We start from the raw sequence: 22,012 nt of genomic DNA, 5'->3' as shown, positions 1-22,012 counted from the left end.
CAAAATCCGCCGAGTCGATGGGCGAACGCGCGATCATCGAACGCGGCATGGAGACGCTCGAAGAGATCGGCAAAGGCGAGTCGACGACGTTCGTGTTGCCCCAGGAGATGACCTCGCTGTTGAGCCGCTACGGCAAACACCTCACCGGCGGCGACGCCGGCGGCGGGGAGTCCTTGGAGTCGATGGAGTTCGACGCGGAGACGCGCGAGATGCTCGGCATCGACAGCATCGACGACCTCGCGGCCGGCAACGGCGACGTCGATCTCGACCTCGAGGTCGAGACGGCCGACGTCGAGAGCGCCGACATCGAACTCGAGGACGACATCGAGTAGCGGCGACAGGTTCAGGTCGGTACGGACACACCTCCGCACATGGCCGGCGTCTCGGGACGGCTGTTGCGCTACGCGCCGCCGGCGCGGGCCGTCGATTGGTCGGTGCTCGTCTGCGTCTCGGTCGCGACCGCGAGCGGGCTGTACTCCTTTACTGTCGGGAGTCCGGCGGGCTTGGGGTGGCTCCCGGTCTGGATCCACCGCGTCGTCGGACTCGTCTTGCTCGTTCTCCTCGTGTTCAAGATCGCCCGCGTCCACCGCCGGCTCACGGACCCCGAGCGGTGGCAGCGCTCGACGGCGCTGTCGGCGGTGACCGGCGTCGTCGCGGCGGCGACGCTCGCAACGGGGATCGTCTGGGGCGTCGTCGGGCTCGTCTGGGTCGCGGTGTGGCCGCTTCTGGCCGTCCACGTCGGCCTCGGGCTGTCGTTGGTGCCGCTGACGCTTCTGCACATGTGGACGCGGTTTCGGCTCCCGCGGCGACGCGACGTCACCGGTCGCCGGACGGCGCTGAAGTACTTCGGGCTGTTGGCCGCCGGCGGGATCGCCGCCCGCCTCGGTGACGGCCTCACGCGGGTCTCGGGTGCGCCCGGCGCCGACCGGCGGTTCACCGGGTCGAAGCCCACGGGCGGGTCCGGCAACGGCTCGTTTCCGGTGACGATGTGGGTCGCGGACGACCCCGATCCGATCCGGGCCGACGAGTACGACCTCTCGGTCACGGGGCTCGTCGCCGACCCGCGCTCGTACGGGTACGACGACCTCGTCGGGGACGGCCCCGCGACCAGCGAGGAGGCGCTTTTGGACTGCACCAGCGGGTGGTACACCGTCGAGGAGTGGGGCGGCGTCCGGGTCGGCGCGCTGCTTTCGGCCGTCGGCGCGTCGGAGGCGGCGACCCACGTCCGGTTCGTCTCGGTCACCGGCTACCGGTGGTCGCTGCCGATCGCGGAGGCTCGCGGGGCGCTCTTGGCGACCCACGTCGGCGGCGAGACGCTCACCCACGGCCACGGCGCGCCGGCGCGTCTCGTCGCCCCCGGTCGCCGCGGGTTCCAGTGGGTCAAGTGGGTCGAGCGGATCGAGGTCCGCGACCGGGGCGACCCGGCGCAGTGGGTCGTAACGCTCGTCAGCGGGTTCGAGTAGCGGTCCGCCGAGGCCGTCCGCGCCGCCGGCGCCGCCGGCGGGTCAGTCGTTTTCGGGGTCGCCGTCGGGGGCCGGACGGAGATCGCGGTGCCGGAGGACGATCGGCAGGACCTCGCCGGTTTCGACGTCTCTGAGCCGGTAGGCGGCGTCGGCCGTCTCGCGATCGGAGGCGCCCTCGGCGGTCGGGTCGTCCGCGAAGACGTGAAGCACCCGACAGACCGTCCCCTCGAAGGGGCTGTCGGCCTCGGAGCCGACGCGAACCCGAACGCGGTCGCCGGCGTCGTAGGGGGTCGACGGCGGATCGGTGCGTGTCATCCCTTGGCGGGTCCGGGCCGTGGCCGTATGTCGCTGTCGGCGGCCACCAAGGCGCGCCAGGGGGTAGTGGGGCCCGACCGTTTTCTAAACCTCACTTGTCCTAAAACAACCACAATTGTTTTCACTGTGGGTTCGATTGTACCGCTATGGCACGCATAGCGCTTCCACACGACGCGAAGGCCGGGCCGACCAAACCCGAGGTCCGCTCGGTCACGGTCGGGAAACTCGGGTTGGACGAGCAGGATCACTTCGTCGAGGTCGGCTGCTGTACCGGGGCGGTGACGATCGAGGCCGCCGCCGACGCCGGCCGCGTGACCGCGATCGAGCGCAAGCCCGAACGGCTCGACGCGGCGAGAAAGAACCTCGCGGCCAACGGGGTCGACGGCGTCGAACTGATCGAGGGCGAGGCCCCCGAGGCGCTGCCCGACGACGCGGACGCGCTGTTTCTCGGCGGGTCGCGCAACTACGAGGAGGTGCTCGATCACGCCGCCGAGACGGGCGTCGACCGCGTCGTGATGAACGTCTCCCGGCTCGAGGTCGCGGGCGACGCCGTCCGGGCCTTCCGCGAGCGGGGGCTCTACGATGAGGTCGTCCAGATGCAGGTCTCGACGGGGTACGAACTCGCCGGCGCGACGAGTTTCGACTCGGAGAACCCGGTGTACGTCATCTCGGGTGGTGCGGCGTGACGCTGTACGGCGTCGGGCTCGGTCCGGGCGATTCGGAGCTCATCACGGTCAAGGGCCGGTCGGTTCTCGAGTCCGCCGACGTGGTCTACACGCCCGGACGGCTCTCGCGGGGCGTCGCGGAGGAGTACGTCTCGGAGTCCCAACTCGGGGACCTCGATTTCCCGATGACGAGAGACGAGGACGAACTCCGGCGGGCCTGGAAGGCGGCCGCCGCCGAGATCGCGCCGACGGCCCGGGAGGGGACCGCCGCCTTCGTCACGCTCGGCGATCCGAACGTCTACTCGACGTTCGGGCACCTGCGCCGGACCGTAGAGCGGTTTTACCCGGCGGTGGAGCTTGAGGTGGTCCCGGGGGTCTCGACGGTGACGGCCTTTGCGACCGCCTTCGGCGTCGAGATCACGGCCGGATCGGAGCTCGTGCTCCGGGAAGCCGACCGCGGGGCGGCCCCGATCGGCCCCGACCGGCTCGTCTTGTTCAAGGTGACCGACGTGCCGACGACCCACGAGAAGCTGACCGAGGCGGGCTACGACGTGGTCTACGGTCGCCGGCTGTTCATGGACGGCCACGAGACCGTCGTCACCGACGACCCCGAGGCGCTTGCCGAACGGGACTACTACACCGTCGCCTACGCCGAAAAGCCCGGGACCGACGAGGCCCCGGCGACGGCGGCGTTCGGCACCGAAACGGAGGCCGACGGCGGCGCGATCGGCGACCAACTCGCCGCCGCCGAGTCCGCCGGCGACGGTGAGGCCTACCGCGACGGGGAGGCTCAAGGCCGATGACGGACGAAAGCGAGGCGACGCCGCAGGCGGCGATCGACGCCGAGCGGGAGAAACACGCCCACGAGCGCGACGACCGCGTCTACGAGTTCGCCGCCGGCGACGAACAGGAGGGGATCCCCTTTGTCGGCGCGGGGCCGGGGCACCCCCGGCTGTTGACGGTCGCCGGCAAGCGAGCGCTGGAGGACGCCGAGTTGGTCGTCCACGCGGGGTCGCTCGTCAACAGCGAGGTGCTCGAGGCGTACTGCGAGCACGCGGAGTTGGTCAACAGCGTCGGCAAGGACTTGGAGGAGCTGGTGCCGCTGATGCGGGACGCCTACGAGGAGGGTCGGACGGTCGTCCGGCTCCACAGCGGCGATCCGGCGATCTACGGCGCGGCCCTCGAGCAGATGGACGCCCTCGAGCACGAGGGCGTGCCGACGTATCTCGTCCCCGGCGTCACCTCGGCGTTCGCCGCGAGCGCGACGCTGCGGACGCAGTTGACGCTCAACGAGACCGCGAACCACGTCGCGTTCACCCGGCCGCAGGGCAGGACGCTCGAGGCCGAGGACGACCACATCGCCGAGTTCGTCGGCATGGGCGACGTGACGACCTGCATCTATCTCGGCACCCACGCGGTCGCCGACACGATGGACCGGCTCCTCGCCGACGGCGTCGACCCCGACACGCCGGTGACGGTCGTGTACCACGCCTCCTGGCCCGACGAGGACGTCATCGAGGGGACGGTCGGAACGATCGGCCGGAAGGTCGACGAGGCGGGGTATCGGGCCTCGGCGATGGTGCTGATCGGCGACGCCGCGGCCGGTGCCGGCTACGAGCGGTCCTACCTGTACGGCGACTGGGCGAACCGAGGCGACACCGACGGCGGAACCGAGACGGAGACGACCTCCGACGACTGACAATGAGCACTGACACAGACGACACGGACGCTGGAACCGACACCAACACCGACGGCGGAAGCGAAAGCGGAGGCGGGGGCGGGCACTGCTCGACGCCCGACTCCGACGGCGAGGTCGCCGAGGAGATCGCGATAATCAGCTTCGAGCGGAAGCTGCCGGTCGCCAACGAGATCAGAGACGAACTGATAGACGACTACGAGTCGATCGAGATCCTCGAGTACCACGGCGACGTCTTCGCCGAGCACTGGGGCGAGTACGACTGTTTCGTCGGTCTGATGGCCTCCGGGATCGCGATGCGCAAGACGGCGGGGCTACTCGACGACAAGTGGGACGACCCCGCCGTCGTCGTGATCGACGAGGAGCTGACGTGGGCGATCCCGCTGACCGGCGGCCACCACGGCGCGAACCAGGTCGCACACGACCTCTCGACGCTCGGCGCGGTGCCGGCGATGACGACCGCCTCGGAGGCCGCGGGCAAGCAGGGCATCGAGTCGAAGGCGAAGGCCCTCGACGCCCACGTCGTCAACGGCGATTCGACGGTTGCGACGAACCTCGCCGTGTTGAACGACGACCTCGATGTCGTCGAGCGGCTCGACGGTCCCCGGGCCGTCCTCGTCGGCGACGACGTGACGGTGATGAAACGGAACGACGACGGCGTCGTCCTCGGGACGGGGACGGTCGAGGGCGTCCGAAAGGAGCAGGTCATAAACGCCTGGGAGGCCGCCCTCAACGCGGTCGATCGTAGCCTCTCGGACGTCGAGTTCGTCGCAACCGCGACCCGCAAGGAAGGCGAGGCGGGCCTCTACGAGGCGGCCGAGGAGATCGGCGCGGGCGTCGTGCTCTTCGGCAAAGGGACCCTCACGGACCACGAGGGTCCGACGCCCTCCCGGGCGAAGGAGCTCATCGGGTGGCCGGGGATCGCCGAGGCGTCGGCGATCGCCGGCGGCCGCGAGCACGAACTCCTCCGGGAGAAAGAGCGATTCGACGAGGCGGTCACCGTGGCGGTGGGGCGATAATGGCGGCCGGATCGACGCCGCCGGAGGACTACGGGACGCTGTACGTCGTCGGGATCGGCCCCGGGCTCCCGCACGCGATGACACAGCGCGCAACGGACGTGATCGAGACGGCCGACTGCGTCATCGCCTCGAACCTCTATCAGGAGTTCCTCAGGGCCGACGGGACGATCCCGCCGGAGGCCGCCGCCGACGGCGGGAGCGCGGCGGCCGCCGCCCGCCCGGAGGGGTGGACCGACGGGACGGTCGCGACCAGATCCGACGGGAGCCGACAGGAGATCGTCCGCTCCTCGATGGGCCAACAGGTCGAGTTGACGCGGGAGGCGTTCGACCGCGTCCGGGCGGGACAGGACGTCGCCCACGTCTCGGGCGGCGATCCGAACGTCTACGGCAAGAGCGATCTGGTCTTTCTGATGGCCGACGAGGACGACGCGGACGACGTCCCGATCGAGATCGTCCCCGGGGTGACGGCGGCGCTCGGCGGGGCGGCGAACCTCGGCGCGCCGCTGTCGAACGACTTCTGTACGATCTCGCTGTCCGACAAGTGGCGCGGGTGGGAGGAGATCGAGGAGAAGCTCCGGGCGGCGGCGATCTCGGGGTTCGTCATCGTCCTCTATAACTGCTGGCGCGACCACGAGCGCGCGATCGACGTGATCCGCGCGGAGCGCTCGGACGACGTGCCGGTCGCGATCTTCAACGACGCCGGGCGCGGCGAGGCCGGCCGGAACCTCGAGGACGAGACGCACACGATCACGACGCTCGGCGAGACCGACGAGCACGCCGACGAGGTCGGCGGGATGGGGACGTCGATCCTCGTCGGCACCGCCGACAGCCACGGGTGGGAGAACGACTACGGCGAGTTCCTCGTGACGCCGCGCGGCGGCCGCGAGGTGGAGGACTTCTAACATGAGCACCGACAACACCGCGGAGACCGAGGCATCGACGACGGAAACTGATTCGAGTTCGAAATGCGGCGGCGCGACGACCGAGGAGACCGAGAGCGCGTGTGGCGCGTCCGGCTCGTCTTCGTCTTCCTCCGCGTCCTCCTCGGGCGGCTGTGGCGCGTCCACGGACGCGGACGACGAGGAGGAGGTCGGCTCGACGGTCGAGGACTTCGAGGCCGATCCCGGCTCGCTGACGACCGTCGGGCTCGGCCCCGGCAGACCCGAGGGCATGACGGCGCGGGCCAAAGCCGCCCTCGCGGAGGCCGAACACATCGTCGGCTACCGGACGTACGTCGATCTCTTACCCGACGAGATCACCGAGGCCGCCGAGGACATCTACTCGACGCCGATGTGCGGGGAGGTCTCCCGGACCGAGGAGGCCATCGACCGGACCCTCGCCGGCAACGACGTGGCGATCATCGGCTCGGGCGATCCGAACGTGTACGCGCTGTCGGGGCTCGCCCTCGAGATCCTCGAATCGAAGGGCGGAAGCGCCGACGCGGTCGACTTCGAGGTCGTTCCGGGGGTCCCGGCGGCCCAGTCCTGTGGGGCGCGCCTCGGCGCGCCGCTGGTCAACGACACCGTTTCGGTGTCGCTGTCGGATCACCTCACGCCGATGGCGGAGATCGAATCGCGCCTCGAGGCGGTCGCCGGCGAGGGCTTTACGATCGCGATCTACAACCCCTGGAGCCGGAAGCGGCGGGAGAACTTCCAGCGCTGCTGTGAGATCCTCCTCGAACACCGCGATCCGGAGACGCCGGTCGGCATCGTCCACGGGGCCTCCCGCGACGACGAGGAGACGACGATCACGGACCTCGAGACCCTGCCGGAGCTCGGCGAGACCGACATCGTCGACATGACGACGACGATCATCGTCGGCAACGACGAGACCTACGTCTTCGAGGACCGGATGGTGACGCCGCGGGGCTACGAGACGAAGTACGACTACTGAGATGACCGAGTACGAGATCACGGTCGACATGGAGCTGTGTGACGGGATCTTCGCCTGTCTCGTCCGCGACGGTCGCTTCGAGGAGTCCGCCGACGGGCTGGTGACGCTGCCCGGGGGCCGCCGCGAGGACGGGACGCTTCGGGCGACGTTCGAGGACGACCGGCTGTCCGACGCCGAGGACGCCGCGGCGGCGTGCCCGACAGACGCGATCACCGTCGAGGTGAAAGGCGAATGAGCGTCGAACGGGAGACGCCGGAGCACCTCCTCGACGCCCACCCAGAGACGGCGTACTTCTGGGGGCGGGTCATCGGCGACGGCGGGGTGACAGAAAGCGGCGTGACGGTCCGGACGAACGACGAGACGGCGGCCGAGCGGCTCGCGGCGATCGCCGGCGCGGAGACGGCGGCCATCGATCACGACACGGTCGAACGGGAGTACGCCCACGACGCCTCGATCACCCGACGCGAGGACAGCTACACGGTGCAGGTACACGGCCCGATCGGCGAGCGGGCGGCGGCGGCGCTCGGGCTCCCCTTCGAGGCCGCTTCGGGGGGGTACAGACTCGACGTCCTCGCGGGGTGCGATCGGGAACTGCTCCGCGGGATAATCGAGGGCTGCGGGACGGTCTGTTTCAAGTCCTCGTCGGGCACCGTCGGGATCTCCGTCGTCCACGACGACAGAAAGCTCCTCGAGCGGGTCCAGGGGCTGATCGACGCCGCGGACGTCGAGGCGCCCTGCGGCGAGGTCTCCGAGACCTCCTCGGGGGGCTACTGGTTCGGGATCGACGACGCGGCCGCGCCGGCGTTCGGCGCGTGGCTGTACGCCGACAGCGACGCGACGGGGCTGTTCGCGCCGAGCCGGCGCCGAAAGACCGAGCGGAGCATCGAGGAGGCGGGGGCGTACTGATGCTGGACAGCGAGGCGGTCGTGCTGGCCGGGCACGGCTCCCGCCGCGAGAAGTCGAACGAACAGGTCCGGGAGTTGGCCGCGGGCTTAGAGGGACGGCTCGGGCTGCCGGCCAACGCGGGGTTCATCGAGTTGGCCGAGCCCTCGATCGCCGAGGCGATCGGGTCGCTCGTTCCCGCGGTGTCGGACGTGACGGTGGTGCCGCTGTCGCTTTTCGCCGCCAGCCACGTCAAGGCCGACGTGCCGCTCGTGCTCAACGAGGCCCGCGCCGAACACGACGTCGGGATCCACGGCGGGCGACACCTCGGCGTGCACCCCTCGATCGTCGAGTTGCTCGACGACCGGGCGGCGGCCGTCGAGGAGCGCCTCGGCGTCGACCGCGCCGAGGACGACGTGTTGATCGTGCTGTGCGCGCGCGGCTCCTCGGACCCGGACTCGAACGGCGACGTCCACAAACTCGCCCGGCTGCTGTACGAGGGCCGGGGGTTTCTCGACGCGAACGCGGCCTTTATCGGCGTGACCGAACCGCTGCTCGAGGACGCGTTACACACCGTCTCCAAGCGCCGGCCCGACGCGGTCGTCGTCCTGCCGTACATGCTCGGCGACGGGGTGTTGACCGACAGGATCCGCGAGCGGACCGCGGAGTTCGACGAGGAGTACCCCTACGCCGTCGCCGGGTGCGGCGACCCGCTCGGCACCGACGATCGGCTTCTCGACGTCCTCGCGGACCGCTTCGAGGAGGCCCGGACGGGCGACGTGTCGATGTCGTGTGACACCTGCAAGTACAAAGTCGAGATGGACGGCTTCGAGGACGACGCCGGCGGCGCGCGCGCGATGTTGCGGGCGATGACACACCGGGCGACCCACGCCGACCGCTCGTCGGTCGACGAGGAGACCGACACCCACGACGCGCCCGAGAAACACGTCTCCGTCTGTACGAACCGGACGTGCGCCGCACAGGGCGCGGCGACGGTCTTAGAGCGGCTCCGACAGGCCGTCGACGAGCGCGACATCGACGCGCGCATCACCCGGTCGTCGTGTCTCGACCGCTGTGGCGAGGGGCCGAACGTCGCCGTCTACCCGGACAGCGTCTGGTACGGCTCCGTCCAGCCCGACGACGCCGACCGCCTCGCCGACGCCGTCGCCGAGGATCGAATCGTGTCCGATTTAGTCGACCAGACCCTCTGAGAGAGTATGACGTGCCACGAGATCGAAGCGCTCCGGCTCGGCCTGATGAACAGCCTCGGCGTCGGCGACGACGCCACGGAGAAACACGCCCGCGACGAGCTCGGCGAGAGCCCCGAGCCCCACATCGCGGCGCTCGCCGACGCGGACGACCTGGCGGCCTGTCGTCGGCACCTCGACACCGCGATCGTCGAACTCGAGTCCGAGGTCGCCGCGACCGACGCCGACGACCCGGGGTACGACTACCTCCGCGGGCGGGTGGTCGCGGTCCGGGACGCCGCCGCGTCGCTCGATCGGCTGGTCGACGGCGGCGAGTCGTTCCTCGAGGACCTCGGCGACAGCCACCACGCGCTCCACGAGACGTTCCCCGTCGACGAGTGATGCGTGATCGACGATGAGTGATCGACGATGAGTGACCGGCGGGCGAACGGGGCGTTCGCGGGCCTCGAACGGCGGGTCGAACTCGGCGAGATCGATCCCTGCGGGTCGCGGCAGGCCGGACGGCGCTCCGGTCTCGCCATCTGTGACGCCGGCCCGGTCGTCGGGCGCGCCGACGGCGGCGTCCAGGCGTTCGACGACCGGGGGACCGAGCGGTGGCGCGTCGACGGCGAGGGCAGCGCGATCACGCTCGTCCCGTTCGGCGACGGCGTCGTGGTCGGGGAGCGCTCGGCGCGCGGCGCGGTCCGGTATCTCGTCGAGGGCGCCGAGCGGTGGCGCCACGACGCCGCCGACGCGATCGGCGATCCGACCGAGGAGACGCGCTTTCGTTTGCCGATGGTCGTCGACGCCGCCGTCGGCGAGGGGACCGTCTACGCCGCCGCCAGGCGCTACGAGCGGGAGGGCGGCGAGCGCCACTTCGAGAGTTCGGTGTACGCGCTGGCCCCCGACGGGTCGGTTCGGTGGCGCTACGACGCCGACGCCTCGCCGGTCTCGCTGGCGGCGTCCGACGGCGGCGTCGCGGTCGCGTACAACCGCTGTCCGGGGCGCCACGACGAGGGCCTCGTCGCGCTCGGAGCCGACGGCAGCGAGCGGTGGACGTGGGACCCTGGCGGGGGCGCCGACCGCCGCGTCGGCGACGTGGCGGCGCTCGAAGAGGGGGTCGTTGCGACGAGTCACGCCGACTACCGGGGGTACCGGATCGAGGACGGGACGGCGGTCTGGCGGGTCGATCTCGGCAGGCCCCGGGAGGGCGGCGACGAGGTGTACACCTACCCGAACCACGCGTACGCCGGCGGCTCCGGCGTGGTCTTTCTGACCGGGAACTCGTTTCCGGCGACGGGCAGGGAGACAGAGGAGAGACACCCGAACGAGCAGAGCGCCTTCGGCTACACGCCGGCGGGAACGCGGCGGTGGCGCGCCGACGTCGGCGGGTTCTGTCACGGGATCGCCGGCGACGGGGCCGAACTGCTCGCGCCGGTCGCCCAGCACTTCCGCGAGAGGGACCCCTCGGTCCACGGGTGGCGAGCGTTCGACACCGTCGAGGGGCCGATCGGTGGGGGGACGACACCGGGCGTGCTCACGGCGGCCGCCCTCGAAGACGGCCGGGCGGCGGCCATAGAGGAACCGGTCGCGTACCACGACGACGGGGCCGTCCGGGGCGCGTACGCGCTGTGGCTGTGAGCGCCCGTTAGAGGCGTCGTCGGGCGGCCGCTCTCGTCCGTTCGTGGCGATCGCGGCTCGGGCATCCGTCCACGGCTGACGGGAACGAGCGCGGAGTCAGACAGATCCGGGACCGCGAGCGCCCCGATCACGCCACGTCGTCGGCGTCCTCGCCGAACGCCTCCGAGAGCAGCGCCGGGACGTCCTCGGGGCTGACCTCGGCGTACCACTCGTTTCGCGGCTGGATCGTGATCGCCGTGCCCTCGGCGCTACAGAGCCCGAGACAGTCGGTCGTCGAGACGCCGATCGGCGACCAGAAGGCGTCGCGCTCGCGGAGCCAGGTCTTCACCGCGGCGGTCGTCTCCTCGCCGCCGGCGCCGGCGCAGGCGGCGTACTCGGAGTCGCGCTCGTTCGTGCAGACGAAGACGTGCGCCGCGAGTCGGGTCGTCTGCTCGTCGGTACAGCGCTTCATTCGGGGCTGCTCAACGCCCCCGTCCGTGGTCGTTCGGCGCGATCGGTCCCGCCGCGGCGCTGCAGCCGCGAGAAGGCCGCGGCGATCACCAGCCACAGCCCCGCCTGCGTGAGGACCGTGAGGCCGCGGTAGGCGGCCAGCAGGTCGGCCGGGAGTTCGGGGCTGATCACCGTCTGTGGGGCGAGCGTCGACAACAGAAGCGCCGCGGCCGAGACCGGCGCCGCGGCGGCGACGAGGCCGAGCCCCGGGCGTTCGGACCCGACCCGCCGGTAGGCGGCGACGGCGGCCGCGGAGACGGCGAGACCGACGGCGACGAGGCCGAGGTACGCGGCGATACGGACCTCGATCCCATAGAGGTGTTCGGCCCCGGGGGCGGCCGGCGGGAAGACGAGCCACGGCGTCGCGGAGACGCTGAAGAAGCCGACGCCGGCGAGGACGTAGGCCTTCGTCTCCGGGCGGCCGGGGAGGGCGGGTTCGAACAGGTAGAACGCGACGGCGAAGACGCCGCCGAGGAGGACCCCCCAGAGCACCCCGCTGCCGGCGCTGACGGCGGCCGTCGTCGCCTCCGAGACCGCGGGCCCTGCCTCGTGGGCGTGTTCGGCCGCGCCGGCGTGGGTGTGATCGGCCCCGTGGCCGGCCTCGTGGACGTGCTCGCTGAGCGGGTTGCCGACGAGCGCCATGTACGCCCCGTAGGCGAGACCGGCGACGGCGCCGGCGCCGACGCCGCGCTGGAAGTACTGCTGGATCATCCCTCAGTGACAGACGACGCCGGCGGCGTGCCGGAAGTTGTGCGCCGCGTCGTGGACGAGCGGTTCCTGGGCGAAAAGCAGCGCGGCGGCGATCGCGGCGCCGAAGAGGAGTCCGGCGGCGAGTCGCGTCGCGTTGAGTCGGCCCGAGGCGAGTTCGAAGCGATCGGAGACGGTGTCGTTCGCGGTCATAAAGTCTACTTGGGTTACTGAAAGTATGCTTGTAAAGCTTCGGGTGGGTCACTCCCGCGAGCGGGTCAACTCGGCCTCGACGCGTTCGGCCGTCAGCGCGTCGAGGTCGACGAGCGTCCCGTCTGTCGCCCGCGCGACGTCGCCGAGCAGGCCGCGGTCGTCGCCCGACTCGACACAAACCACGCCGGCGTCGGTCGCCGCGAGGGCGTCGGCGGCCGCCCGCGTGTCGGCGGTCGGGTTCGACGCCGCGTTCGCCCGCCCGTCGGAGACGACGACGCAGACGGCCGCGTCCGGGTCCGCGCGGTCGATCACCGACGCCGCGGTCCGGAGACCGGCCGGAAGCGGCGTTCGGTCGCCCGTCGGGAGCTCCTTGAGGTGGCGGGCGGCGAGGGACACCGAGTCCGTCGGCGGCAGCACGACATCGGCGTCCTCGCCGGCGAAGGCGACGACGGCGACGCTGTCGCGCTCGGTGTAGGCCCCCTTCAGCAGTTCGAGGGTGACGCCTTTCGTCGCCGCCATCGCGGGTCGCATCGAGGCGCTCGCGTCAACGGCGAAGACGACGAGGGCGTCGCCGCTGCCGGCCCGGACCGACTGCCGGAGGTCCCGCGTTCGCACCCGGTCCTCGCCGCGGGTCGCGGCGGCCCGGACCGACGCCGCCGCGTCGATCGATCCCGCGCCGTCGGTCGGCTCCGTTCGGACGCGAGCGCCCCTGTTTCCGGGGGCGGGATCGGACGCGGCCCGGCCGGACCCGGTCGCCGCGTCCGTCTCGGGGGCGTCGATCTCGGGGGCCGCGGCGTCGGCCGTCTCGCGTGGCTGGCCGGGGACGATCGGGGCCGCCTCCTCGCCCGAGTCGTCGCCGTCAGATCCCTCGCCGTCGCCGTCGGCCTCCGAACCGGGCGGCTCGCCCGCCTCGGCCGGCGCGGAGTCGTCGGGCGCGTCCGCGCTTTGCGGATCGGCGTCGGCGTCGGAGTCGGCGTCCCGCTGCGGCGAGGGCCCGTCGGATCGGCCACCGGAGGAGTCACCGTCCGGCGGATCGCCGCCGGGTTCCTCGTCCTCGCCGTCCCGGCCGTCGTCCGTCTCGGGAGGATCCGACCCGTCGGCGCGTTCCCCGCCGTCGGAGGGGTCGTCGCCCGACCTCTCGCCGTCGCCGTCCTCGGCGTCCGGGGCGTCCTCGAAGTGGTCCTCAACGACATCCTCGGCGTCCGGGGCGTCCTCGAACGGCGTCGACCGCATCCGGTGGCCGAGCGCGAACGTCGCCGCCCGGCGGACGTCGCCGTCCGTGACCGTCGGTCGCCCCGAGAGCGCGGCGAGGGCCCGCGCCGCCCGCGCGGTGGCGATGTCGGCGCGGTGGCCGTCGACGCCGGCGTCCAGACACAGCGTCGCGATATCGCGTTTCTGCTCGTCGCTCAGGCGGACGTCCCCGAGGAGTTCCCGCGCCGCCTTCAGCCGTTCGCGGTGGGTCTCGGTGTCGTCGCCGTCCGGGGGGCTCTCGTCGAGTTCGCCGTCGATGACGGCGACGCGGTCCTCGATGTCGCGTTCGCCCTCCACGTCGACCGACAGGGCAAAGCGGTCCCGGAGTTGGGGTCGCAGCTCCCCCTCCTCGGGGTTCATCGTTCCGACGAGGGTGAACTCGGCGGGGTGAGAGACGCTGACGCCGTCGCGTTCGACGCGGTTCTCGCCGGAGGCGGCGGCGTCGAGCAGCACGTCGACGAGGTGGTCGTCGAGCAGGTTCACCTCGTCGACGTAGAGGATGCCGCGGTTCGCGCGGGCGAGGAGGCCGGGATCGAAGGAGGCCTCGCCCGAGAGCGCCTCCGAGACCGAAAGCGTCCCGACGACGCGCTCTCTCGTCGCGCCCAGCGGGAGCGTCACGAGCGGGACCGAGCGCGTCTCGACGGGGTAACTCGCCCGGTCGCGACAGGAGCCGCACTGCCGGGCGCGGTCGGCCGGAGGACAGCCGTACGGGCAGTCCGCAACGGCGCGCTGGGCCGGGAGGAGATCGACCAGCCCGCGGACGAGCGTCGACTTCGCGGTCCCCTTCTCGCCGGTGACGAGCAGTCCGCCGAGGCCGTCGTCGGTCGCGACGGTCAACAGCGCCTCTTTGAGGCGGTCCTGCCCGACGACCGCGCCGAACGGCGTGGAAACGTTTTTCACACGAGCGGAATCAAACACAGTTGTACTAGCACAACTGGAGTTTATCAACCTTATGTCACGCATCGGACTTTACACCGCGACCGAAAACGAGCTCGGCGCGCTCGCCCGCGCCGCCGGCGAGGTCGAGACCGACCTCGCTGCCCGCTCCGAGAGCGACCTCGACGACCCCGAGGCGATCGAGGCGTTCTGCGAGGAACTGACCGACTGCGACGTCGTCGTGCTGTGGCTCCACGGCGGGAAAGACAGCATGCCCGGGTACGACCGGGCGAGAGAGGCCTGCCTCGAGGCGGGCGTCCCCGTGGTCGTCAAGGCGACCGGCGACGCCTTCGCACTCGAGGACACGACCGTCCCCGGCGAGATCAGAGAGCGCGTCTCGGAGTACCTCGAACGGGGCGGCAGCGCGAACCTCGCGAACTGCCTCCGGTATCTGACCGATCAGTTCACGCCGGCGAGCCCCGGCTACGACGACCCCGTGTCGCTGCCGACGGAGGGCGTCTACCACCCGGACTACCCCGGCGCGTCCGTCGAGGAGCTGATCGGGACCCTCGAGGCGGGGCGTCCGACCGTCGCCGTCTGGTTCTACGAGTCCCACTGGACCCACGAGAACACCCGCTACGTCGACGCCATGGTCCGGGCGATCGAGGCCGAGGGCGCCAACGCCCTGCCCGTGTTCTGTAATCCCGTCACCGACGCCGACGAGCAGCGCGACGCGGAGTGGGTCGTCGACAACTGGCTCACCGACGACGCGGGCGACGCACTCGTCGATGCGGTCTGTTCGTCGTTCATGTTCTCGCTGTCGATGGCCGAGCGCGGGCGGGCGGCCAACAGCGAGGGCGACGGCGCGGAGGAGGTCTTTTTGAAACGCCTCGGCGTCCCCGTCGTCCAGACGGTGACGACGATGCGGTCGCGGGCGCGGTACGCCTCGAGCGACACCGGCGTGATGGGCTTCGAACTCGCGCTGTCGGTCGCGCTGCCCGAGTTCGACGGCAACGTCATCACCCACCCCGTGTCGGGCAAGGAGCGGACCGACGACGAGGCGGGGATCGGGAGCGCGCCGAAACAGCACTTCCCGATCGAGGACCGGATCGACCACGCGGCCTCGCTCGCGGTCAACTGGGCCGAGTTGCGGCACACGCCGAACGAGAGAAAGGACGTCGCCGTCGTCCTGCACAACTACCCGCCGAGCGACGACGGGATCGGGACCGCCTTCGGGCTCGATTCGCCCGAGTCGACGGTGAACCTGCTTTCGGAACTGCGGGACCGAAACTACGACCTCGGCGGGCGCTTTCCCGGGTCGGGACAGGAGCTCATCGAAACGCTCACCGCCCAGTTGACCCTCGAGGACCGCTGGGTCGCCCCGGAGGACGTCCGGGAGCGGTCCGTCGACGTCGTCCCCGCCGAGCGGTACGCCGAGTGGTGGGCCGACGCGGACCCGGGCTTTCGCGAGAACGTCCGCGAGGAGTGGGGCGAGCCGCCCGAACGCCCGTTTGCGATCCCCGGCATCGAGTTCGGGAACGTCCTCGTGACCGTCCAGCCGCCGCGCGGGTTCGGGATGGACCCCTCGAAGGTGTACCACGACTCGGACCTCCAGCCGCCCCACGACTACGTCGCGTTTTACTCGTGGCTCCGAAACGAGTTCGACGCCGACGCCGTCGTCCATCTTGGCACGCACGGCTCGCTGGAGTGGCTGCCGGGCAAGACGGTCGGCCTCGACGGCGAGAGCGCCCCGGACGCGCTCGTCGGCGACGTCCCGAACGTCTACCCCTACATCGTCAACAACCCCGGCGAGGGGACCCAGGCGAAGCGGCGCTCGTACGCCGCCGTCGTCGACTACCTGACGCCGCCGATGGCGAACGCCGGCACCTACGACGACCTCGCCGAACTCGAGGAGCTCGCCGACCGGTACCGCGAGGCCGGCGGCGAGGCCGGCGAGACCACAGAGCGGCTGATACGGGAGACGATCGACGAGTTGGACCTCGCCGTCGAGTTGGGCGTCGCCGGCGAGATCGAGGAGGCGGCCGACGTGCGCGGCCCCGAGGCGGCCGGGACGACACTCGCCGAGGGCGCGGTCTCGGGCGACGAGGTGGGGATCGACGAGCTGGTCGAGCGCGTCCACGCCTACCTGACGGACGTGAAGACGACCCAGATCAGGATGGGGCTGCACACGATGGGCGAACCGCCGGAGGGCGACCGTCTCGTCGAGTACCTGATCGCGCTGACGCGGCTAGAGAACCCCGGGGGACCCTCGCTGCGCGAGTCGGTCGCGGGCGTGTTGGGCGTCGACTACGAGCGGATGTTGGACGCGCCGGGGGAGTACGACGAGACGCTGGGGATGACCTACGCCGAGGCCGCCGATGAGGTCCACGAACTGAGCGTCGAGTTGGTCGAGACGCTCGCCGAACACGACTTCGACGTGCCCGAGGCCGAACCCGACGCCGGCCCCGGCGACGAGACGACGGTGAATCTCATGGTCGTCGATGTCGACGCGCTCGGCGACGCCCGCGTGGCCGGCGGCGCACACGACGATCTCCGCGAGGCGCTCGCGTACATCTGCGAGGAGGTCGCCCCGCGGGTCGGCGGCGCACGGGCCGAGATCCCCCGGACGGTCGACGCCTTGGCCGGCGAGTACGTCCCGCCCGGCGGGAGCGGCGCGCCGACCCGCGGCGGCGTCGATCTGCTGCCGACCGGACGGAACTTCTACACGCTCGACCCCCGGAAGGTCCCCGCGAAGGCGGCCTGGGAGGTCGGCCGGGAGGTCGCAGAGGGGACGCTCCGGCGACACCGCGACGCCGAGGGCGAGTACCCCGAGGAGATCGGCGTCGTCGCGTGGGGGACCCCGACGGTCAGGACGCGCGGCGAGACGATCGCGCAGGTGCTCGCGCTGATGGGCGTCCGGCCGGTCTGGACCGACGCCGGGCGGATCGACGACGTCGAGCCGATCGACCTCGAGGCGCTCGGACGCCCCCGGATCGACGCGACGACGCGCGTCTCGGGGCTGTTCCGGGACGCGTTCCCGCAGGCCGCCGGGGTGATCCACGACGCCGTCGAGGCGGTCGTCGACCTCGACGAGCCCCACGAGATGAACTACGTCAAGAAACACGTCGAGGAGGAGGCCGAGGAACTCGAGGCCGAGGGGCTCGCGCCCGACGACGCCCGCGACGCCGCGATGCCGCGGGTCTTTACCACCCGCCCCGGCGGCTACGGCGCGGGCACGAACAAGGCCGTCGACGAGGGCAACTGGGAGGACCGCTCGGATCTGGCGGAGGTGTACGTCCAGTGGGGCGGCTACGCCTTGGGATCCCGGGGGCGCGTCTCCGAGGACCACGACGCCTTCCGGCGCCGACTCGGCAGCGTCGAGGCGACCGTCAAGATCGAGGACACGATGGAGCAAGACGAGTTCGACTCCTCGGATTGGTACGCCTTCCACGGCGGCTTCATCACCGCCGTCTCCGAGGTCGCCGGCGAGGAGCCGGCCTCCTACGTGGGTGACTCCTCGGACCCCGACAACGTCTCCGTCTACACGAACGAGGAGAAGGTCCGCAAGGCGATGCGGTCGCGCGTGCTCAACCCCGCCTGGCTCGATTCGATGGAGGAACACGGCTACAAGGGCGCGGGGGACCTCTCGAGCACCGTCGACGTCACGCTCGGGTGGGACGCGACGACGGGCGTCGTCAGCGACGCGCTGTGGTCGGAGGTGGCCGAGCGCTACGCCTTCGACGAGGACAGACGGGAGTGGATGCGCGACGTGAACCCCTGGGCGCTGGAGTCGATCACCGACACCTTACTCGAGGCCATCGAGCGGGGCCTCTGGGACGCCGACGACGGGGTCGAAGAGCGGCTGACCGATATCAACCTCCGGGTCGACGGCGACCTCGAGGAGCGCACGACGGGCGGCGACCCCGGGAGCCTCGGCGCGGGCGGGCGGCGAGGCGAGGGCGACGAGGAGGTGCCCGGCGATGACGACTGAAAGCGAGGACCACGAGGAGTACGCGGATCTGGGGGCGACGACCGCCGACGCCATGGAGATCGCCGAGACGAGCATGGACCGGGTCCACGAGTTGGTCCCACAGGAGACGCTCGCCGACAGGCTGCGCGGGAAGGCGGTCCACGCGACCGGCGACGAGGAGTTCCAGTACCTGCTGCGGTTCACCGGCGACGACGAGGACGAACCGGTCGTCGCCGGGGCCGAGGCCGTCCTCGCCGAGCGCCCGATCGTCACCGACATCACGATGGTCAGATCCGGGATCACGGGGCGGGGCCACGACTGCCCCGTCCGGAAGGCGATCGGCAACGGGGCGGAGTTGGCCGCCGAGACCGGGATGACCCGGACGGCGGCGTCGGTGCTCGAACTCGACCGCGAGGGGGCCTACGAGGGCGCGATCGCGACGATCGGCAACGCGCCGACGGCCGCCCTCGCGCTCGCCGACTGCATCGACCAGGGCACCCGCCCGGCGGTCGTCGTCGCCACGCCCGTCGGGTTCGTCAAGGCCGCCGAGAGCCGCGAGCGCGTCCGAGAGGTCTGTGCCGAACACGGCGTCCCGGCGGTCACGAACGTCGGACGGCGCGGCGGGAGCGGGCTCGCGGCGGGGCTGACAAACGAGTTGGTCCACGTCGCCAGCGACGCGCGAAACGACGAGGTGACCCTCGACCGATGACCGACGGGGTCGAGTTCCCCGAGGACCCCGGGGCGTTCGCCGCCGAGCGCCCCGAGGCGATCGGCGGGGACCGAAGCGGACGCGGCGAGGAGCCGGTGTACGCCGTCGGGATCGGCCCCGGGAACCCCGAGTACCTCACGCGACGGGGCGCGCGGGCGATCCGGGAGGCGGACGTCGTCGTCGGGTTCGAAACCGTCGTCGGGTTCGTCGGCGAGGAGATCACCGGCGAGGCGCTGTGTTGCGGCTACGAGGACGAACCGGAGGTGCTCGCGGCGTTCGCCGACCGGGTCGCAGACGGCGAGCGCGGCGCGGCCGTGCTGATGGGCGACCCCAACCACTCGGGATACCAGTTCGTCGGGAAACTCGAGTCGGCGGTCGGCGCTCCCGTGCGGGTGATCCCGGGGATCTCGTCGCTGCAGATCGCGGCCTCCCGGGCGCGCACGCCGATGGAGGAGACGACGTTCGTCACGCTGCACAAAAGCGGCCCCATCGAGGCGGACCTCGGGCGGCTCGAACGCGACGTCGGCGACCGGAACCTGCTCGTGTTGCCCCGGCCGTTCGACTGGATGCCCGAACGGATCGCCCGCCGGTTGCTCGAGGGCGGCGCGTCCGACCGCTCGGTTTGGGTCTGTGAGCGGCTGACACACGACGACGAGTCGATCACGAGGACGTCGCTTTCGTCGCTTGCGGCCGACGTCGACTCGAAAGAGGAAACGGCGTTTTCGGACCTCTCGGTGATGGTCGTCCGTCGGTAGATCCGGGCCGGGCGAAACGCCGCGTCGCCGCCCTCCTGTGGGGTGCGCCGGCGGGTCGGCCGCCCCGCGACACCACCGTTATGTGACCGACCCGTCTACGTCGGGGTGGGATGCCCGAGACCACACCGCCGAAGCCGTCGCTCGGAAACCGGATCCTCGACGCGGTCATCGGTCTCGGCGCGATGTTGCTTCTGTTGCCCGCCGCCCCGATTTTGGCGCTGATCTGGCTGCTTGATCGTCTCGGAAAAAACGACGAACCCGACGACTGACCCCGGGACTCGGGGGCTACTCCTCGTCGTCGTCGTCGACGTCCTCGAAGTCGGCGTCGACGAACTCGTCGTCGCCGGCCTGCGCGCCGGGTCCGGCACCGCCCGCACCCGGGCCGGGGCCGCCCGGACCGGCACCGCCCATGCCGCCCATACCGCCCATGCCGCCCGCGCCAGCGCCGGCACCGGCCCCTTCGGCGCCGGCGGCCTGCTGTTCGTACATCTGCTTGCCGATCTCCTGGAGTTTCTCGGTGAGGTCCTCGGTCGCCTCGGTGAGTTCCTCCGTCGTCGCGTCGTCGTCCTCGATGACGGCTTCGAGGTCTTCGATCGCGGCCTCGATGTCGCTTTCGGTCGCGTCGTCGATCGCGTCGTCGTTCTCCTCGAGGAGCGTTTCGGCCCGCTGGACGGTCGATTCGGCCTCGTTGCGCGCCTCGATCCGCTCGCGGCGCTTTTCATCCTCCTCGGCGTGTTCCTCGGCCTCCTCCTGCATGCGCTCGATCTCCTCGTCGGAGAGGCCGACGCCGCCCTCGATGGTGATGTCCTCGCTGTTGCCCGACCCCTGGTCCTCGGCGGAGACGTTGACGATGCCGTTCTCGTCGATGTCGAAGGAGACCTCGATCTGCGGCGTTCCGGCGGGTGCCGGCGGGATCCCGGTCAACTGGAACGCGCCGAGCAGTTCGTTCTCCTCGGCGATCTCCCGTTCGCCCTGGAAGACCCGGATGTTGACCGAGGTCTGGTTGGCGGCGGCGGTGGTGAAGACCTTCGAGGCCTCCGTCGGGATGGTGGTGTTCTTGTCGATCAGCCGCTCGAAGAGGCCGCCCTTGACCTCGATGCCGAGGCTGAGCGGCGTCACGTCGAGCAGGACGATGTCGTCGACGTCGCCCGAGAGCACGCCGCCCTGGATCGCCGCGCCGAGGGCGACGGCCTCGTCGGGGTTGACGTTCTTTTTCGGCTCCTGGTCGGTGAGTTCCTCGACCTTCTCTTGGACCTGGGGCATCCGCGTCGACCCGCCGACGAGGATGACCTCGTCGATGTCGCCCTTGGCGTACCCGGCGTCGGAAAGCGCCTGCTCGGTCGGCGCGACGGTCCGTTCGAGCAGATCACTGGTGAGCGATTCGAACTTCGCCCGCGAGATCTTGTCCTCGAGGTTGAGCGGCCCCTCGTCGGTCGCCGCGATGAAGGGGAGATTGATCGTCGCCTCCTTCCGCGAGGAGAGTTCGATCTTGGCCTCCTCGGCGGCCTCGGTCAGCCGCTGGAGGGCCTGGCGGTCCTCCCGGAGGTCGATGCCGTGTTCCTCGGCGAAGGAGTCGGCGAGGTAGTCGATGATGGCCTCGTCCCAGTCGTCGCCGCCGAGGTCGTTGTCGCCGTTCGTGGCGACGACCTCGTAGACGCCGCCGCCGAGATCGAGAATCGAGACGTCGAACGTGCCGCCGCCGAGGTCGTACACGAGGACGGTCTGGTCGGTCTCGTCGTCGAGACCGTAGGCCATCGCCGCCGCGGTCGGTTCGTTGACGATCCGTTCGACCTCGAAGCCGGCGATCTCGCCGGCGTCCTTCGTCGCCTGTCGCTGCCGGTCGTTGAAGTACGCGGGAACGGTGATGACGGCCCGCTCGACGTCGTCGCCGAGGTACTCCTCGGCGTCGCGTTTGATCTTCTGGAGGATCATCGCCGAGATCTGCTCGGGCGTGTAGTCCTCGCCGTCGACGGGGACGGTGTAGTCGTCCTCGCCCATGTGTCGCTTGATCGATTGGATCGTGTTCTCGGGGTTCTGGATCGCCTGGTTCTTCGCCGGCTTGCCGACCAGGCGCTCGTCGTCGTCGGTGAAGGCGACGATCGACGGCGTCGTCCGTTCGCCCTCGCCGTTGACGATGATCTCGGGATCGCCGCCCTCCATCACCGCGAAGGCGGAGTTCGTGGTACCGAGGTCGATACCGAGGATCTTGTTGCTAGCCATGTTGGCCGTAACTACCGGTCTGGATCGGTTAAAAGTTGCTAGACGCGTCCGAGGGGGCTCGCGGCGGGGGCGTTCCGTCCT

22 protein-coding genes and 1 pseudogene are annotated in these 22,012 nt (G+C 71.0%); 17 read left to right on the top strand and 6 right to left on the bottom strand.

Annotated features, from left to right (window positions below; genetic code table 11):
- A pseudogene (locus tag Q0916_RS07575) lies at window positions 1–332 on the top strand (phosphoesterase); the annotation flags it as partial.
- A 39-nt stretch (window positions 333–371) separates the two neighbouring features.
- Window positions 372–1,463 carry a molybdopterin-dependent oxidoreductase gene (locus Q0916_RS07570; RefSeq protein ID WP_299236275.1) on the top strand — a complete coding sequence of 364 codons (1,092 nt, stop codon included), beginning with the start codon at window positions 372–374 and terminating at the stop codon, window positions 1,461–1,463.
- Between the two features lie 42 nt (window positions 1,464–1,505).
- Here Q0916_RS07570 and Q0916_RS07565 read toward each other — a convergent pair whose 3' ends face one another.
- On the bottom strand, window positions 1,506–1,778 hold the full coding sequence (locus Q0916_RS07565) for a hypothetical protein (RefSeq protein ID WP_299236273.1): 273 nt from the start codon (window positions 1,776–1,778) through the stop codon (window positions 1,506–1,508).
- 146 nt (window positions 1,779–1,924) lie between these two features.
- Here Q0916_RS07565 and cbiT point away from each other — a divergent pair, with 146 nt between their 5' ends.
- The 11 genes from cbiT to Q0916_RS07510 are packed head-to-tail and all read left to right on the top strand — an operon-like array spanning window position 1,925 to window position 10,761.
- Window positions 1,925–2,464: a precorrin-6Y C5,15-methyltransferase (decarboxylating) subunit CbiT gene (gene cbiT / locus Q0916_RS07560; protein ID WP_299236271.1), complete on the top strand. Its 540-nt coding sequence runs from the start codon at window positions 1,925–1,927 to the stop codon at window positions 2,462–2,464.
- Entirely contained in the window at window positions 2,461–3,246 is a 786-nt protein-coding gene (locus tag Q0916_RS07555) for a cobalt-factor II C(20)-methyltransferase (protein WP_299236269.1), read from the top strand. The genes cbiT and Q0916_RS07555 overlap by 4 nt, the downstream gene beginning before the upstream one ends.
- Window positions 3,243–4,142, top strand: a complete 900-nt coding sequence (locus Q0916_RS07550) for a cobalt-precorrin-4/precorrin-4 C(11)-methyltransferase (RefSeq protein WP_299236267.1) — start codon at window positions 3,243–3,245, stop codon at window positions 4,140–4,142. The genes Q0916_RS07555 and Q0916_RS07550 overlap by 4 nt, the downstream gene beginning before the upstream one ends.
- Window positions 4,143–4,144: 2 nt before the next feature.
- Entirely contained in the window at window positions 4,145–5,158 is a 1,014-nt protein-coding gene (gene cbiG, locus Q0916_RS07545; protein ID WP_299236265.1) for a cobalt-precorrin 5A hydrolase, read from the top strand.
- A complete protein-coding gene (locus Q0916_RS07540) occupies window positions 5,158–6,060 on the top strand; it encodes a precorrin-3B C(17)-methyltransferase (protein ID WP_299236263.1) in 903 nt (300 codons plus the stop codon). Before cbiG ends, Q0916_RS07540 begins: the two co-directional genes overlap by 1 nt.
- 1 nt (window position 6,061) lies before the next feature.
- Entirely contained in the window at window positions 6,062–7,051 is a 990-nt protein-coding gene (cobJ, locus tag Q0916_RS07535; RefSeq protein WP_299236261.1) for a precorrin-3B C(17)-methyltransferase, read from the top strand.
- A gap of 1 nt (window position 7,052) precedes the next feature.
- The gene (locus Q0916_RS07530) at window positions 7,053–7,286 is read left to right on the top strand and encodes a ferredoxin (RefSeq protein WP_299236259.1); all 234 of its coding nucleotides are present in this window, start codon (window positions 7,053–7,055) and stop codon (window positions 7,284–7,286) included.
- On the top strand, window positions 7,283–7,957 hold the full coding sequence (locus Q0916_RS07525; protein WP_299236257.1) for a cobalamin biosynthesis protein: 675 nt from the start codon (window positions 7,283–7,285) through the stop codon (window positions 7,955–7,957). Before Q0916_RS07530 ends, Q0916_RS07525 begins: the two co-directional genes overlap by 4 nt.
- Window positions 7,957–9,144, top strand: coding sequence for a CbiX/SirB N-terminal domain-containing protein (locus Q0916_RS07520; protein WP_299236255.1), 1,188 nt, complete (start codon window positions 7,957–7,959; stop codon window positions 9,142–9,144). Before Q0916_RS07525 ends, Q0916_RS07520 begins: the two co-directional genes overlap by 1 nt.
- Before the next feature lie 6 nt (window positions 9,145–9,150).
- Window positions 9,151–9,522: a DUF3209 family protein gene (locus tag Q0916_RS07515; RefSeq protein WP_299236253.1), complete on the top strand. Its 372-nt coding sequence runs from the start codon at window positions 9,151–9,153 to the stop codon at window positions 9,520–9,522.
- A gap of 27 nt (window positions 9,523–9,549) precedes the next feature.
- A complete protein-coding gene (locus Q0916_RS07510; protein WP_299236251.1) occupies window positions 9,550–10,761 on the top strand; it encodes a PQQ-binding-like beta-propeller repeat protein in 1,212 nt (403 codons plus the stop codon).
- Window positions 10,762–10,888: 127 nt separating this feature from the next.
- Here Q0916_RS07510 and Q0916_RS07505 read toward each other — a convergent pair whose 3' ends face one another.
- From Q0916_RS07505 to Q0916_RS07490, 4 genes are read right to left on the bottom strand one after another with little or no spacing between them, the layout of a single operon-like run.
- Window positions 10,889–11,212: a (2Fe-2S) ferredoxin domain-containing protein gene (locus tag Q0916_RS07505; protein WP_299236250.1), complete on the bottom strand. Its 324-nt coding sequence runs from the start codon at window positions 11,210–11,212 to the stop codon at window positions 10,889–10,891.
- A complete protein-coding gene (locus Q0916_RS07500; RefSeq protein WP_299236248.1) occupies window positions 11,209–11,961 on the bottom strand; it encodes a CbtA family protein in 753 nt (250 codons plus the stop codon). Before Q0916_RS07500 ends, Q0916_RS07505 begins: the two co-directional genes overlap by 4 nt.
- 3 nt (window positions 11,962–11,964) lie before the next feature.
- Window positions 11,965–12,150 carry a CbtB domain-containing protein gene (locus Q0916_RS07495; RefSeq protein ID WP_299236246.1) on the bottom strand — a complete coding sequence of 62 codons (186 nt, stop codon included), beginning with the start codon at window positions 12,148–12,150 and terminating at the stop codon, window positions 11,965–11,967.
- 48 nt (window positions 12,151–12,198) lie between these two features.
- Window positions 12,199–14,364, bottom strand: coding sequence for an ATP-binding protein (locus Q0916_RS07490; protein WP_414689320.1), 2,166 nt, complete (start codon window positions 14,362–14,364; stop codon window positions 12,199–12,201).
- On the opposite strand from Q0916_RS07490, the gene cobN reads away from it, so the two are divergent.
- From cobN to Q0916_RS07470, 4 genes are all read left to right on the top strand, one after another.
- Complete coding sequence (gene cobN, locus Q0916_RS07485) at window positions 14,354–18,268, top strand: cobaltochelatase subunit CobN (protein ID WP_299236244.1); 3,915 nt, start codon at window positions 14,354–14,356, stop codon at window positions 18,266–18,268. The genes Q0916_RS07490 and cobN overlap by 11 nt on opposite strands.
- Window positions 18,258–18,956, top strand: a complete 699-nt coding sequence (locus Q0916_RS07480) for a precorrin-8X methylmutase (RefSeq protein ID WP_299236243.1) — start codon at window positions 18,258–18,260, stop codon at window positions 18,954–18,956. Before cobN ends, Q0916_RS07480 begins: the two co-directional genes overlap by 11 nt.
- Window positions 18,953–19,711 carry a cobalt-precorrin-7 (C(5))-methyltransferase gene (locus Q0916_RS07475; protein ID WP_299236241.1) on the top strand — a complete coding sequence of 253 codons (759 nt, stop codon included), beginning with the start codon at window positions 18,953–18,955 and terminating at the stop codon, window positions 19,709–19,711. Before Q0916_RS07480 ends, Q0916_RS07475 begins: the two co-directional genes overlap by 4 nt.
- A gap of 110 nt (window positions 19,712–19,821) precedes the next feature.
- Window positions 19,822–19,980 carry a hypothetical protein gene (locus Q0916_RS07470; RefSeq protein WP_299236239.1) on the top strand — a complete coding sequence of 53 codons (159 nt, stop codon included), beginning with the start codon at window positions 19,822–19,824 and terminating at the stop codon, window positions 19,978–19,980.
- A 16-nt stretch (window positions 19,981–19,996) separates the two neighbouring features.
- Here Q0916_RS07470 and dnaK read toward each other — a convergent pair whose 3' ends face one another.
- On the bottom strand, window positions 19,997–21,931 hold the full coding sequence (gene dnaK / locus Q0916_RS07465) for a molecular chaperone DnaK (protein WP_299236237.1): 1,935 nt from the start codon (window positions 21,929–21,931) through the stop codon (window positions 19,997–19,999).
- Window positions 21,932–22,012 lie beyond the last annotated feature (81 nt).

Origin of the sequence: Natronomonas sp., from assembly GCF_028274965.1 — an archaeon.
GTDB lineage: Archaea > Halobacteriota > Halobacteria > Halobacteriales > Haloarculaceae > Natronomonas.
Note: the sequence above shows the minus strand (reverse complement) of the source record. Positions and strands in the feature narration are given on the sequence as shown.

Bases quoted from the DNA above. Each gene is read 5' to 3' on its own strand.
- Q0916_RS07570 (WP_299236275.1), top strand. From the start codon at position 372: ATGGCCGGCGTCTCGGGACGGCTGTTGCGCTACGCGCCGCCGGCGCGG.
- Q0916_RS07565 (WP_299236273.1), bottom strand. From the start codon at position 1,778: ATGACACGCACCGATCCGCCGTCGACCCCCTACGACGCCGGCGACCGC.
- cbiT (WP_299236271.1), top strand. From the start codon at position 1,925: ATGGCACGCATAGCGCTTCCACACGACGCGAAGGCCGGGCCGACCAAA.
- Q0916_RS07550 (WP_299236267.1), top strand. From the start codon at position 3,243: ATGACGGACGAAAGCGAGGCGACGCCGCAGGCGGCGATCGACGCCGAG.
- cbiG (WP_299236265.1), top strand. From the start codon at position 4,145: ATGAGCACTGACACAGACGACACGGACGCTGGAACCGACACCAACACC.
- Q0916_RS07540 (WP_299236263.1), top strand. From the start codon at position 5,158: ATGGCGGCCGGATCGACGCCGCCGGAGGACTACGGGACGCTGTACGTC.
- cobJ (WP_299236261.1), top strand. From the start codon at position 6,062: ATGAGCACCGACAACACCGCGGAGACCGAGGCATCGACGACGGAAACT.
- Q0916_RS07530 (WP_299236259.1), top strand. From the start codon at position 7,053: ATGACCGAGTACGAGATCACGGTCGACATGGAGCTGTGTGACGGGATC.
- Q0916_RS07525 (WP_299236257.1), top strand. From the start codon at position 7,283: ATGAGCGTCGAACGGGAGACGCCGGAGCACCTCCTCGACGCCCACCCA.
- Q0916_RS07520 (WP_299236255.1), top strand. From the start codon at position 7,957: ATGCTGGACAGCGAGGCGGTCGTGCTGGCCGGGCACGGCTCCCGCCGC.
- Q0916_RS07515 (WP_299236253.1), top strand. From the start codon at position 9,151: ATGACGTGCCACGAGATCGAAGCGCTCCGGCTCGGCCTGATGAACAGC.
- Q0916_RS07510 (WP_299236251.1), top strand. From the start codon at position 9,550: ATGAGTGACCGGCGGGCGAACGGGGCGTTCGCGGGCCTCGAACGGCGG.
- Q0916_RS07505 (WP_299236250.1), bottom strand. From the start codon at position 11,212: ATGAAGCGCTGTACCGACGAGCAGACGACCCGACTCGCGGCGCACGTC.
- Q0916_RS07500 (WP_299236248.1), bottom strand. From the start codon at position 11,961: ATGATCCAGCAGTACTTCCAGCGCGGCGTCGGCGCCGGCGCCGTCGCC.
- Q0916_RS07495 (WP_299236246.1), bottom strand. From the start codon at position 12,150: ATGACCGCGAACGACACCGTCTCCGATCGCTTCGAACTCGCCTCGGGC.
- cobN (WP_299236244.1), top strand. From the start codon at position 14,354: ATGTCACGCATCGGACTTTACACCGCGACCGAAAACGAGCTCGGCGCG.
- Q0916_RS07490 (WP_414689320.1), bottom strand. From the start codon at position 14,364: ATGCGTGACATAAGGTTGATAAACTCCAGTTGTGCTAGTACAACTGTG.
- Q0916_RS07480 (WP_299236243.1), top strand. From the start codon at position 18,258: ATGACGACTGAAAGCGAGGACCACGAGGAGTACGCGGATCTGGGGGCG.
- Q0916_RS07475 (WP_299236241.1), top strand. From the start codon at position 18,953: ATGACCGACGGGGTCGAGTTCCCCGAGGACCCCGGGGCGTTCGCCGCC.
- Q0916_RS07470 (WP_299236239.1), top strand. From the start codon at position 19,822: ATGCCCGAGACCACACCGCCGAAGCCGTCGCTCGGAAACCGGATCCTC.
- dnaK (WP_299236237.1), bottom strand. From the start codon at position 21,931: ATGGCTAGCAACAAGATCCTCGGTATCGACCTCGGTACCACGAACTCC.